Annotated in this window: 7 protein-coding genes; 1 reads left to right on the forward strand and 6 read right to left on the reverse strand. The window is 48.6% G+C overall.

The window, feature by feature from the left end; translation table 11 throughout:
- Positions 1 to 83: 83 nt before the first annotated feature.
- Entirely contained in the window at positions 84 to 3170 is a 3087-nt protein-coding gene (locus EYA81_RS09690) for a chondroitinase family polysaccharide lyase (protein WP_117964300.1), read from the forward strand.
- A 208-nt stretch (positions 3171 to 3378) separates the two neighbouring features.
- On the opposite strand, the gene EYA81_RS09695 is transcribed toward EYA81_RS09690, so the two are convergent.
- From EYA81_RS09695 to EYA81_RS09720, 6 genes are all read right to left on the reverse strand, one after another.
- On the reverse strand, positions 3379 to 4329 hold the full coding sequence (locus EYA81_RS09695; protein WP_165491373.1) for a tRNA-dihydrouridine synthase family protein: 951 nt from the start codon (positions 4327 to 4329) through the stop codon (positions 3379 to 3381).
- 26 nt (positions 4330 to 4355) lie between these two features.
- Complete coding sequence (locus tag EYA81_RS09700) at positions 4356 to 6398, reverse strand: polysaccharide lyase family 8 super-sandwich domain-containing protein (RefSeq protein ID WP_117964299.1); 2043 nt, start codon at positions 6396 to 6398, stop codon at positions 4356 to 4358.
- A 139-nt stretch (positions 6399 to 6537) separates the two neighbouring features.
- Positions 6538 to 7545 carry a DUF5017 domain-containing protein gene (locus EYA81_RS09705; RefSeq protein ID WP_117599841.1) on the reverse strand — a complete coding sequence of 336 codons (1008 nt, stop codon included), beginning with the start codon at positions 7543 to 7545 and terminating at the stop codon, positions 6538 to 6540.
- A gap of 48 nt (positions 7546 to 7593) precedes the next feature.
- On the reverse strand, positions 7594 to 9348 hold the full coding sequence (locus tag EYA81_RS09710; RefSeq protein WP_117599840.1) for a RagB/SusD family nutrient uptake outer membrane protein: 1755 nt from the start codon (positions 9346 to 9348) through the stop codon (positions 7594 to 7596).
- Positions 9349 to 9373: 25 nt separating this feature from the next.
- Positions 9374 to 12517 (reverse strand): TonB-dependent receptor, encoded by a 3144-nt coding sequence (locus EYA81_RS09715; RefSeq protein ID WP_227186469.1) that lies wholly within the window; start codon positions 12515 to 12517, stop codon positions 9374 to 9376.
- 191 nt (positions 12518 to 12708) lie between these two features.
- Positions 12709 to 14268 carry an arylsulfatase gene (locus EYA81_RS09720; RefSeq protein ID WP_117599838.1) on the reverse strand — a complete coding sequence of 520 codons (1560 nt, stop codon included), beginning with the start codon at positions 14266 to 14268 and terminating at the stop codon, positions 12709 to 12711.
- Positions 14269 to 14285 lie beyond the last annotated feature (17 nt).

Raw genomic sequence — 14285 nt, forward strand, 5'->3', positions numbered from 1 at the left:
GTACTAATGCATTGGAATATGCAGTTACAACTTCTTTTGCAGATTTCCAAGTAGCAAATATCGATAACCTTAAATAAACAGCCATGATGCAATTCAGTAAATGGAAAATAGGAGCGGCAGCGCTCGTTTGCATGTTGCTGCCGGGCAGTGTACATGCGCAAATCGTGAAGAATGAGCGTTTGCTTTCTTTTGAGGAGAGACAGGTTCCGGCGTTTGTCACTACGGCAGCCGGTTCGCAGTTGGGCATTAGCGACGAACATTATAGGGACGGCGACCACAGTTTGAGCTGGACTTTCGAGCCGGGTGCCGCACTGTCCATCAAGAAAGACTTGAAGTTTGAGAAGAAAGACCCGACGGGGAAAGACACCTATCTTTCGGCTTTCATCGTATGGGTGTACAATGAGCAGGCCCAGGACAAGCAGATTCGGTTTGAGTTCTTGAAGGATGGCAAGGTATACACCTCTTTTCCTTTTGGCATCAACTTCACCGGTTGGCGCGGAGCATGGGTATGTTATGAACGCGATATGCAAGGTACCCCGGAAGAAGGGATGGACGAAATCCGAATTGTAGCCCCCGACGTGAAGGGGAAACTCTTTTTCGACCATCTGATTACTGCCAGCAAGGTGGATGCCCGCCAGCAGACTGCCGACTTACAGGTACCGTTTGTAAATAAGGGAACCACCAACCACTGGCTGGTTATCTACGAACACTCCTTGTGGAAACCGGACATCCCTCTGACAGACGTGACCGAGGCGCAGAAGCAGGATATACGGATTATGGAGAAACGTTTCCGCGACATGCTCTACACGCCTTCCGCACTTTCGGAGAAGGAGATGCAGTCCATCCGTAAGAAGTATGATTTTTATCGGATTACCTACAAGAACGGCAAGGTAGCAGGACGTCCTATCTATTTCGTACGTCACTCCGAGGCATACGAACGTATGGTACCCGATTGGGACAAAGATATGTTCTCCAGACTGGGGATAGAGATAAGCGACTATTTCAACCTGATGAAACGCGTCGCCATCGCCTACAACAATGTGGAGGATGCGGCGCTGAAACACGAGTTGAAGCAGAAATTCATCGCCATGTACGATAACGCCACCGACCAGGGTATTGCCTACGGCAGTTGCTGGGGAAATATCCACCATTACGGATATAGTATGCGCGGTCTGTTTTTGGCTTATTTCTTGATGAAGGACGTGTTGCGTGAGGCAGGTAAGCTGGAAGAGGCGGTACGTACGCTCAACTGGTATGCCATCACCAATGAGGTATATCCCGAACCTGCCGTCAACGGTATTGATATAGATACGTTTAACACCAAGTTGCAAGGCCGCATAGCCAGCATCCTGATTATGGAGGATACACCGGAGAAACTGCAATACCTGCGTTCCTTCTCCCGTTGGCTGGACAAAGGCTGCCTTCCTGCGCCGGGACTGGCCGGTTCTTTCAAGCCGGACGGTGCCTGCTTCCATCATTGCAACAATTATCCTGCCTATGCAGTGGGCGGTCTGGACGGTGCCACTAATATGATTTACTTGCTGAGTGGTACCGAGTTCCGCCTGTCCGAGCAGGCACACGAGACGGTGAAGAAAGTGCTTCTCACCATGCGTTTCTATTGCAACCTGAAGCAATGGTCTCTCTCCATGTCCGGGCGCCATCCCAACGGGGGAGGAAGTCTGATACCTATCCAATATGCCACGATGGCCATTGCCGGTACGCCGGATGGCAAGCAGAAATATGACCCCGAAATGGCTGCTGCCTATCTGCGCCTGGTTGCCTATACAGAAGCTCCGGACAAGAATGCGCCCGACTATCTGCCGAAGGCTTCCACCCGCCACGAATTGGAGATGAAGAAGTTGCTCGAAGCCCAGGGCTTCCGTCCGGAACCCGACCCACAAGGCAATCTGGCCTTGGGTTACGGCTGCGTGTCCGTACAGCGTCGTGACAACTGGGCTGCCGTAGTACGCGGACATTCCCGTTATCTCTGGGCTGCCGAGCACTATCTCCCCGCCAACTTCTATGGCCGTTATCTGGCACATGGCAGCATGCAGATTCTTACCGGAAAACCCGATGAAATGGTTACTTTTGCCACCAGTGGCTGGCAGGAAGCCGGTTTCGACTGGAATCGTATTCCGGGTGTCACGAGCATCCATCTGCCTTTCGACCAGTTGCGTGCCCGGGTATTGAATGTCGATACCTTCTCCGGTATGGAGGAGATGCTCTATTCCGATGAGGCTTTTGCCGGCGGTTTGTCCCAGGCACATCTGAACGGTAACTTCGGTATGGTGCTGCATGAACATGATAAGTATAACGGTTCTCACCGTGCCCGCAAGTCGTTCCACTTCTTCGACGGCACCATTGTATGCCTCGGTACGGACATCGAAAACCTGAATACCGAATATCCCACGGAAACCACCGTGTTCCAGCTTGCCGCCACCACTCCCGAAACCCGTCAATACTGGGAGTCCTATCAGAGTGACGGACAGACTTATATAGACCCTAACGGCGTAGGTTATTACATTTCCAAAGCCTCCCGCCCTGATGCCCGGTACGAGAAGAACTTCCCGCAAGTGACCGTGGGCGAGCGTAGCACCAAGCCTACTTCCGGTGATTGGGTGTCCTTGACATTGCAACATGGCAAAGCCCCGAAAGGCGCTTCCTACGAATATGCAGTGCTGCCCCACACGGATGCTGCCGCTTTGAAGGCATTCGCCAAGAAACCCACTTACAAGATTCTCCGACAAGACCGCAACGCCCATATTGTACGCTCTCCGGCAGACGGTCTTACTTCTTACGTCTTGTTCGAGACTCCGCAGGCGCTGCCCGACGGTGGATTGTTGCAGAAAGCCGATACATCGTGCCTTGTCATGATACGTGAATATAAGGACAAGCTTCTTCTGACTGTCTCCCAGCCCGACCTGGCCTTGTATCGTGGTCCGAGTGACGAGGCTTTCGACAAAGACGGAAAACGTATTGAGCGCAGTATCTATTCACGCCCGTGGACTGACAATGAGAGTCAGGAGATTCCCGTAACCGTTACTTTGAAGGGACAGTGGAAGGTTGCCGAGACGCCCTATTGCAAGGTGGTGTCGGCAGACAAGAAGCAGACAGTGTTGCGCTTTACTTGCCGGGATGCTGCAAGCTTAGAGGTAGAGTTAAAGAGGTAGGGAGAGTATAGGTTAGACATTGATACTGAATACCCACAACACCCGGATGTTTTACCCCATAACATCCGGGTGTTTTACTATAAAACATGGGGATGTTTTGGGGTAATACATCCCCATGTTTTGGGTGAATACATCCGGGTGTTGTGGGTATTCGGTATAGGAGTCTTAGCCTTTCTCTCCTATAGAGAAAGATACTGGAAACGGTTGTTTAATATGTTCCGAGCAGATTGCTTACTGCTGACTGATAGTTTGCCAGTTTACTGGTCTTATGAATGGTCTTTCTCGCTTTGCGGTCTCCGTCCGGTAACAGATACTCCCAGAAACTTTTCATTTTCATTAATAACTGTGCCTCACCGCCTTGTAGTAGCTCTTGATAGGCGTTGAAGACCTCGGTGTGCAGTTGCCCCACCTTTTTCGCCATTTCATCGGAAGAAATCGGGGTTCCTTGCTTGTATTCCAGCGCCAGAGCAGGATTGGCTAGCAGCCCGCGGCCGATGACGATACCTGCCAATCGGGGGAACCGTGTGGTGATAGAACGGATATCTTCCACGGTATGCAGGTCGCCGTTGTAGAACAGAGGGCGGGTGCACTCTTTGTAGAAAGCTTCAAACCCCTTCAGGTCTACCTCTCCTTTGTATTGCTGCTTGCCCAGACGCGGGTGCAGGATGATGTGTGCGAGGGGGAGTTCGTTGAATAGCGGTAGCAGGGCAAGACACTCCTCCGCCTGCTCCCAACCCAGACGCAGCTTCACGGAGAAACGGATGTCGGGATGCCGGTCGATGGCTTCGGAGAGCAGCGCTTTCACTTCTTCGGGATAGGGCAGCATGCCGGAGCCATTGTGGCGCCGGGCCAGCATCGGAAAAGGACAACCCAAATTGATGTCCGCTTCCCGGTATCCTTTTTCGATGAAAAGGGACATTATGTGCTCCAGCTTGTCCGCATCCGGAGCAATGAGCTGGGGGATGAGGTGCAGGCCCGGATTGTGGTCCGGCTCAATGTCACGGGTATCTTTCCGCCGGATTTCTCCGTGTTCCATGCGTACGAAAGGAGAGTAATAGGTCTCTATGCCGCCGAAGATGCGTGCATGCACCCGCCGGTAGACGGCATCGGTGTAGCCTTGTAGCGGGGCGAAGTGGATAGGTAATATGTTCTCGTTCATGGCTGCAAAGATACATATTTTTCTTTCTAGTAGGAAGCTGTGCTACTTTTTCCGGCTTCTTCTTTTTGCGGCATTTCAAGCAATATTTGTTTGGATTGTCCGTTTTGAATCAGTGTTATTGTTGCTTTTTCAGGATTTTCCGATTCACAACGTGGATTTGCGATATGTATTCTTTTTTCTTTTTCCTTCCACAAAAGGGCACAAGGGGTATCTGTCGCAAGGATGTCACCATTTTCAAGTTTCAGTTCCCCTGGTTGATAGAAGATGATTTCTGTTATTCTTAATTTTTCATGACGTACAGCTTGTATTTTTTCCGTATTGGCAAGTACTTTTATTGGCAGCTTTGCAGCATATTTATCGGCAGCGGATGTGCTAGGGATGCTTGGGTGTACCACGTAGGCGTATTTCCCTTGCTGCGGGCGGATGCCGTGATTGGCGTTCAAACTGAACAGTGCCGTATCACAAGTTATTTTGTACTCGGTTTGGGGCAGCAGATTGAAGTAGGCGGTCTGTCCGTGGAGTATCCAGTCTGCAACGGTCTGTATGGAGCCGTTCTTCAGAGTCTGTTTTTTCCCATTTGTCATGTACTGTACCTTCCCGTTGCGGTTACATTGGTTGAGAGTGGTGAATACTTCGGCTTTTCCTTTGGCGTTGCAGATGCCTGCCCCAAGGCATACAAATTCTTCATCGAAATAGAACCAGGCTTTGTGAGCTTGTAATCCGCGGCGGTCTAAAATCATGCCGCAGGTTCCATAAAGACTGTCGCTGACACCTCCGGCAAAACAGTTTCCGTTATTGCCGCCTTCACCCCAATCGGGAATGGGAAGGGGGGCATTGTCTTGTTCGGCAGTAATGCCGGGATATTGGCGGTTGTTGAATATCTTAAAGAAATTGCCGTCATACTCGTGTCCGGTGACAAAAAGATAATTTACTCCGTTGGAGGCATAATAGTTGAACTCACCATCACCGTTGCCGGCCTCGTTGCCTACGGTACGGGTGGAGGTCATGCGTGAACTGGTCATATAATTGTTGCGGCGGTGTACCATGTAGTCGAAACGCCAGAACATGCGGTTACCCGTCAGGCTGTTGTCTCCACCGATGTGTTGCAGTGCTTGCTTCATGTTGTTGCGTGCATCGGAGTTGCTCAACTTGCAGATTCTTTCGGCCAGAACTTTTATGGCAGAGGAGTATTGGTTGCTGCTGATAAAGCGTCCTGCATTGTTGGGGTCATGCTGCTTGTTGTAGAATATCCATTGTACGCCGTCGGTGAAGAGGCGTTGCAATAATTCCAGTCCGGGGCTTTGGAAACGGGTATCCTTGCAGAGTTCCAGATAAGCGAGGGTGGAGTTAACGAATTCTTTGCCGTAGCTGGTGAAGTAAAGTTGCCGTCCATGACCGCAATGTTGCCCGAAGAGATAGTCAGGTTGTATGCCTTCGGAGGGTTGTATGGTGAGCAGTTGCGTCATCCGTTCTTTGAAGTCTTCCATCTGGCTTTCGTTCTCGGTCAGGATGCTGGCGGCAAATGACCCCATGATGATGTCGGCGCCGTTGGCTCCTGTCATGTGTGAGGGGGCGGCATTCTCGTAGCTCCAGCGTAGGTATTTGATGGTCTTGTCAAAAAGTTCTGGATTTTCATTGATTTCGCGGCTCATCAGCACTACGCTGGTAGATAGTTCTTTGGGATAGGGGATGTAACGATACCACCAGTTTTTGGCTTGATGGTTGGTGTCTATCCAGAAGCGGAGCGCTTTAAGATAAGACTCTTTCAGCGTTTTGTCATGGTAGAATGTGTTCTCTGGATGTTGGTAGGCGCAGGCCAGGGTGATGAGGTTTTGTACATGCTTGCGTGGGGAACCATCGGTAGCGCGATAGTTGAGGGTGACGAATGCTCCTTCTGGTGAGAGGGATTTCATCAGTCCGCCAATAGTTTCTTTCGATGGGTTCCGGTCGAGGTACTTTTCGTACATCCGGTTGTAGATGGTCTTGAAGTCGGAGGCATGGGCACGAATACCTGTCAATGTAATGCACAAGGCAATTGCTGCAATGAGTTTGATGTTATGGGTTTTCATGTTGATATTCTTTGTTATATTAGGGGATTTATGAATCAGGGAAGAGCCTCGCGGTTCCTCCCTGACAAAGTTAATTGATTAAGGTCTATAAAAATACTTAAGGTTAGAAGTTTTGTGTTGATAGAACGTTTTTATTTCATTATTCGGTTACCATCACTTTATATTCACGTACCACGGAAGATTCTTGTTTGTAGTTTCCATTGGTGGCTACAAAGGTGGCTGTGTAGGTACCGGGAGTCTTGTAGGTATATTGATAAGAGTCAAGACTTTGGGTAACGTTCTTCAATCCGGTGCCTGCGTCGGGGGAACATGCGTTGACAACAAACAGATTGGAAACCAGCCAGCTATATTTTAATTCAGTATTGGCGTTGGAACTATGAATGAAGAAAGCGTTCATGTCCTTGAAGTTCCAGATGCCGGAAGTGTTGTTGGTGACTGTGCCATAGGCACGGTTGGAAGTCATACTCTTCTGGTCGCTCAGGTTATGACGGTGCAACATATTGATAGGGGTGAAGCCGAAAGATCCGGCGGTGAAAGTCGTCTCTTGTCCCTTGGACATTTGGTTCAATATCTGCATGTTGCTAAAAGTAAATCTCGTTTGTGCCACACTGTTGGTTTGACCGCGATAGCAGATGGCTATGGCAATACGTTTGCCCAAATAGGGCTTCATGTCTATGGCAAAGTCTTGTGCTTTGGTTGCAGTAGGGAAATCGGAAGCCGGGATCAATGTTTCCCAAGCGTGTTGCTCCACCAGTACGGAGTCGGCTTCAAAGTTCCCTTTTTCTATGCCGGGAAAGTCGGAGGATACATACATGGTGAGTATGTTTGCTGGATTTCCATATTGTGGGGTCAGCTTGAATTTCAAAGTTGAAGTTTCCACCTCACTTTCGTCTACTGTAGTACGTTCTCTGTATTTATATTCTTTTCCGGCTTCACCGCTGTAAAAAGTGAGGAAGTCCGGGTCACCCTTGAAATGAAACTCCACCGGAGTTCCGTTTTTTACGGTGATGGTCTGACCGTCGAAACTGATACCGTTTCCGGTTGCCACATTTACATCCAGTTCTGCATCTTTAGTGAATTCGCTTTCGCAGGAGGCAAAAGTGAAACTTGCAATGCTGATAGCTATCAATAGTTTATTTAGTTTCATGATATGATTTATTTATTTGGAACGATTATCTTTGTTTTACTCATTCGATTACCAACCAGGATTATTCTGGGTGATGGCTTTGTTTACTGACATTTCACTGTCCGGTATGGGGAAGTAATTGTAAGCGTCTGTTATCTGGAAGAAGGTATAGACGCTGTAGCTAGGTCCCGTAGCCCAGTTGGCATTGGCGCCTTGAAGGGCACGGGGAGCTAATTCATTCATGTTTTTCACATATTCACCCCAGCGGATAAGGTCGTAGCGGCGGGTATGTTCAAAGCAGAGTTCCATAGCACGTTCATCTTTCACTGCCTGACGGAAGGCTTCTTTGCTGAGGCTTCCTTCTTCATAGGGAGCGATGCCGGCACGATTACGCACGTCGTTCAAACATTTGTAAGCCAGTGTAGTGGGAGAGGAGCTAATTTCATTCTCTGCTTCGGCCACCATCAGTAATACGTCCGAATAGCGTAACAATGGGAAGTTGAGTGAAGTGTAGTTCTTGTTCTTTTTGGTGCCGTATGCCTCATATTCTCTGCGGTATTTTCCGCAAGCACGTGAGTAGTTCTTTTCTGAGTCGGCTTCGGTTTTCTCGTAATCTCCCGTTTTCTTGGAAGAATCACCTTCGCCATAGCTGTAAGACACATCCCAATATTGGTTTTTCACTTCTTCCAGCTTACCGTACTCGAATTGGCGTCCTGTAACGCCTTTCTTGCTTACGGCCTCCACGTATTCGAATGGCGCAATATTCCAGTTCATACGGTTGATGTCTCCATTATCCTTGTAGAGTTCATATAGTTTCGGAGTTGACCAGAAGTATGCGTAGCCAAATCCGGGATCTTTAGCGTCTATTAAAGATTGATCGTTGGATTCGTCAGGACATTTGATGCCTATCAGGTTTCCGATACGTCCTTCTGCTCTGACTTCGGAAGTATAGTCTCCGGCAAACTCTGCCTCCCAGATACTTTCATTGGCTGTAGTATTGTATTGGTTAGAACAAAGGTCGATGAATACATCCCAGTAGTTGGCTGCTAAGCCATGTCCTTCGCCCATTACTTTTTGGGCATAGGTGCTGGCTTGCTTGAAATAATTTTGAATGGCTGTAGCGTCTCCGTTGGCATTGTCTCGGAAATGCTCGCCGGCACGGAATAAATAGACACGTGCCAGAATACCCCATGCTGCAGAGCGTGAAACATGTCCCGGCTTGTAGCCTAGTTCTGCGGCTGTAGCAAGACCCTCAGCGCATTCAGACATTTCGGTGGTGATGAAATCATAGATAGTCTGCTTGTCTGTACGGGGAATGTCAAGTCCCGTTACACTACTGGTGGAAGTTGTCTTGAAGGGAACGTCTCCCCAGCCTTGTACCAGTGTGAAGTAGTAGTAAGCGCGCATGAAACGTGCTTCTGCTGTGTACTGCAGGAGCAATTTGTCGGATATGTCTTTGCTTTTGTCAATATTCTCAAGAAACGTATTGGCACGGTCGATACCCGTATAGAGTGTTTGCCAAAGATTGCTGAATTGCGGTGAACTTGAATTGGCATTGTTACAGGCAATCGCACCGCTGGTTTGCGGATTGCGACCACCACCATAATGGGACAAGTCATCAGCACCCGTCATGAACATGTATTCGTTTCCGTAGAAGTTCTGTGAGGTCAGTGGGGCGTATACAGAGGTCAGGAATGAGAGAGCTTCATCCGCATTATTAAAGTAATTGTCGGGAGTCAGCTTAGTAGGTTCTTTGTCCAGAAAATCGCAGGAGACCATAGCCAGACAAGTCAAAGATAGTATTATTGTTTTTATTGTTTTCATATTATATTTCAGTGCTTTAATGGGATTAGAAACCTAAATTGATACCGAAACTTACGGAGAGTGCACGTGGGTAAGACGAGAAGTCGAGTCCCGGAGTCAGACCTCCGCTACGGATAGATACTTCAGGGTCGTACCCGGAGTATCCGGTGATGGTCCAAAGATTTTGTGCAGCTACATAAAGGCGTGCATTATCAATCTTATACTTCTTCAGGAAAGTTTTTGGTACGGTATAGCCCAATGTTACAGTTTTCAGTCGCAGGAATGAGGCATCTTCTACTACACGTGAAGAAATCACGAGGTTAGAACTTGAGTTGGTGGCTGCCGGAATATCACTGTTCGGGTTTTCCGGTGTCCAGCGGTTGGTATAGCTGGCATATTGGTTCAGCTCACGTTTCTTTTGGAAACCGCTATCGAAGAACAGACGGTTGGCATTCAGAACGTCATTGCCATAGCTCCATTGGAAAAATACGCTTAAGTCAAAGCCTTTATATTCGAAGTTGTTGGTGAAACCTCCGGTATGGATGGGCAGACCGCGTCCTATCATGGTACGGTCGTTAGTGTCGATGATGCCGTCACCGTTCAAGTCTTTGTACTTTGGCATACCGGGCTGTGTATTGCTTTCGCTCACGTAGTGGGGAATGTTACCTTTCAGCGTATAACTGCTACCGCTTTTGTCAAAGTCATCGTACTTGTAAGTGCCTTCGTAGATATAGCCGTAAATCATACCCATCGGTTGGCCTATCTTAGCAATGTAGTTGGGCTGGCTGTTAAAGTTCTGATCAAAAGTGGCAGTGCTCAATAAACTGGTTTGGTTTTCAGCGAGTTCCAACACTTTGTTCTTGTTAAAGGAGATATTGAAGTTGCTGCTCCATTTGAAGTCTTTATTGTCTATATTCACTGTGTTCAAAGTCAATTCAATACCGTCATTGCGCACCTTACCGATGTTTTTCATGGCTGTCAGATAACCCGAAGAGTAAGGAAGAGTGGCATCCAGCAACAAGTCGCGCGTAGTTTTGCGATAGAGGTCGGCAGTAAAGCTGATACGTTCGTCAAAGAATCCCAGGTCAAGACCCAAGTTCCACTGTTCGGTGGTTTCCCATTTTAAGTCCTCATTGGGTAGAGAGATGGGGGCTACACCGACGTTGGCGTTATTGCCGTCAAAAGGATATACTGTGTTATTCATGCTGGTAGTGGCATGGCTTTTAATCATGTCCAGCAAGGCAAGGTAGTCGTATTCACCGATACGGTTGTTACCCGTAAGCCCCCAGCTCAGGCGAAGCTTACCACTTGAAAGCCATTTCTTGTAGTCCTTCATGAATTCTTCTTCGGAGAAGCTCCATGCCAGTGAGCCTGAGGGGAAGTAGCCGTAACGGTTTTTCTTACTGAATTTAGAGGAACCGTCGGCACGGAATGAAGCAGTGGCATAATATTTGGATTTATAGTTGTAGTTCACACGTCCCAGATAAGACAGCATAGACCAGGAAGACAACGTGGAAGTACTCTTGTCAAAAGTACCTTGGCTCATGCCTGCCATACCTAGTGATTCGTTGGGAATCTGCTTCATGCGTAATGAGTAATATTCATAGTCAGAGTTCTGTAATGTCACACCGAGCAATGCATTCAGGAAGTGCTTGCTTTTGAAGTTAGTCTGATAGGTCAGGATGTTTTCATTCAACCACGTCAAACGTTGCTGGCGCACTACTTCTGCATTCACTTTGTCGGTAGATGTAGGACCACCGTAACGGGTCTTGGAATTGTTGAAGGTATCTGAATGGCGGTTGTCATAAGTCCATCCACCGGACACTTTCAGTTTCAGCCCCTTGATAAACTCATATTCTACGTAGCCATTTAGCTGAAGATTGTTGACGTAGTACTTGCGGTAAGCGTTCTTCAGGTCGGCGATGGGGTTGAAACGGTAGTCGTTCGATGCATCTATGTCATCGTCCACAAGATCATTCAGCAGAGAGTCAAGAGACTTACCGGGGTAGTTAACCGGACGATACCCCCATACACTATAGAAGAGGTTATTCATGCCGGAGTAAGAACTTGAAGAAGGAGATGAGCCACTCTGGATGGAACGAGAGAAGTTGGAATTGAAGTTTATGGTCAGCTTACCGCGTTTTACCAAAGTATTCAGACGGCTTTGCAGACGCTCGTAATTGGAGTTGAGCAGGATACCATCTTGGTCGTAATAAGAAAGGGATGCATTGTAGCGTATACCTTCCGAACCGCCGGACAGACGAACATTATGGTTTTGCTGCCATGCAGTGCGGAAAATTTCGTCTTGATAGTTGTTTTGGGCAATGCCTTGGTAGTCGTCCAGCGTCCATTGATGTCCCTCGTATAGCGGAAGGTATTTTTCAGTGGCACGGGTAGGATCTACTTCGAGTTGTAGTTTCACGTAATCATAAGCATCCATCATGTCCAGCTTTTTAGTAACGGTGGAGATACCGAAGCTGCCGTCATAGCTGAGTTGTGGTTTACCTACTTTTCCCTGCTTGGTGGTGATGATAATGACACCGTTGGCACCACGCGCACCATAGATGGCTGTGGCCGATGCATCTTTCAATACATCAGTCGATTCGATGTCGTTTGGGTTGATAGCAGCTGCTACGCGTGCATCTTCCACTGGGAAACCATCGATGATATAAAGTGGGGTATTGTCTTGTGTTAGCGAGTTGTTACCGCGGATGGTGATGGTCATCGTACCGCCAGGCATACCTTCACCTGAGCTTACGTTTACACCAGCGATACGGCCGCCCAATGTCTGGTCGAAAGACGCAGAAGGAGTCTTGAGCAAGTCGCTCATGTTGACTTTGGATACAGAACCGGTCAAGTCTTTCTTACGAACTTCCTGGTATCCCACAACAACCACCTCATCCAATGCCTGGGCATCTTCTTCCAATGTGATATTGAATGTCCGCTGCTCACCTACTTTGATGTCTTGGGTCTTGTATCCAATAAAAGAAAATTGAAGGATATCGGAGGATTTTACGTTACCCAATGTGAACTTTCCTTCCAGGTCAGTAGTAGTTCCGTTGGTGGTTCCTTTCACAACAACGCTGACACCGGGTAATTCTCCCATGGCGTCAACAACTTTACCGCTTACTTGGCCTCCAGTCTGTGCGTGTATACCGAGTACACAGCAAAAGAGCATTGCAAGTAGCATAAAGGTTACTTTCTGTTTCATAAATATTAATTTAATTAGTTATTAATAAAGGCTGTTTCTTCGTTTTGTACTCACTTTAGAGTTGAATCACATCGCAAATGTAGGAGATGGAATATACAAATGCCTTAGTTAATAGTTCGCAAAAAGTACGAATTCGTACAAAACTTGCGAGCAACCACACTCTTGTACTTTTATCTCCTTTCGCTTTGATTCTTTGCTTCCTTCACCTCTTTCAGTAGGATGGAGAGGGCTTTTACCTTGTCCGGATGAGCTTCTGCCACATTGTCTTTTTCGGACGGATCGATGGAAAGATTGTACAGTTGAGGCTGTGGGGCGTTTCCCATTTCTGTTTTCGTCCAGTACTCCAGTGCCGGTTTGTTGCTGGGCTCTATGTATTTCCAGTCTCCCTGGATAATGGAGAGTGTATTGTCCAGATTCTGTTGTACAATATAGTCACATCCGGCAGTATCGGTTCCCAGGAAGTTGTTGAGCTGGTCGCGGCTGTCGGGAGCGATGCCTGCTTCCAGCGGATGGTTCAGCAGGGCGGCGAATGAAGCGTATACATCAATCATGGAGAAGAGGGCTTGTTGTTTGCCGGGCTTGATGCCATTGGGCCAGCGTACAATGAAGGGAATGCGGGTACCGGCATCGAAAGCGCTGTACTTCCCACCGCGGTAGTGCTTCATGGGAGTATGGCCATTCAGCAGTTCGTGTGCCTGGTCCTGATAGCCGTCGTCTATGACGGGCCCGTTGTCACTGCAGAATACAAAAATAGTGTTGTCGGCAATGCCGAGGCTGTCCAGGGTGTGCATGATTTCACCCACAGTCCAGTCCAGCTGGAGGATGACGTCGCCACGTACGCCCAAACCGCTCTTGCCGGCGAAACGTGGATGTGGCACGCGGGGAACATGTACATCTTGCGTACCCATATAAAGGAAGAAAGGTTCGTCTTTATGGGCTGTGATGAAGTTCTTGGCCTTGTCTGTAATCACGTCGGCAATGTCTTCGTCTGTCCAAAGGGCGGATTTACCGCCGGTCATCCAGCCGATGCGGGGGATGCCGTTGATGATGGTGTTATTGTGCCCTTGGCTGGGTTTCATCTTGACGAGTTCGGGGTTTTCGAGACCGGTGGGCCAGTCACCGACCTTGTGGTCGTAGCTCACCGTGATAGGGTCGTTGGGGTCGAGGCCCACTACATGTCCGTTCTCTACAAAGACGCAGGGAACGCGGTCGACGGTAGCGGGGATGATGTATTCATAGTCAAAGCCGATGTCTTGGGTGTTCGGTTTGATGGAGTGGTTGAAGTCTGTACCGCCTTTAGGACCCAGGCCGAGGTGCCACTTGCCCACTGCTGCAGTGGCGTAGCCTTCTTCCTTGAACATATCGGCCATAGTGACGCAGGCGGTATCGATGATGAGTTCGGAATTGCCCGGAGCAATGCCGGTATTCTTCTGTCGCCAGGGATACATGCCTGTCAGCAGGCCGAAGCGGGAAGGGGTGCTGGTGGAAGAAGTGGCATAAGCGTTGGTAAACTGCATGCCTTGTCCGGCAAGGCGGTCAATGTTGGGAGTGCTTACTTTGGTGGCACCGTAACAGCTCAGGTCGCCGATACCCAGGTCATCAGCGATCAGATATACTACATTGGGCTTCTGCGGCAAGTGCTCCGAAGTCTTGTCTTTAGGTTGGCTTCCGCATCCCGCTATCAGGGCTGCACCGGGAATCAGAGACCACAAGGGGGAAAAATGCTTCATAGTTCTTTGACTTTAGA

Origin of the sequence: Bacteroides sp. A1C1, from assembly GCF_004328515.1 — a bacterium.
GTDB lineage: Bacteria > Bacteroidota > Bacteroidia > Bacteroidales > Bacteroidaceae > Bacteroides > Bacteroides uniformis.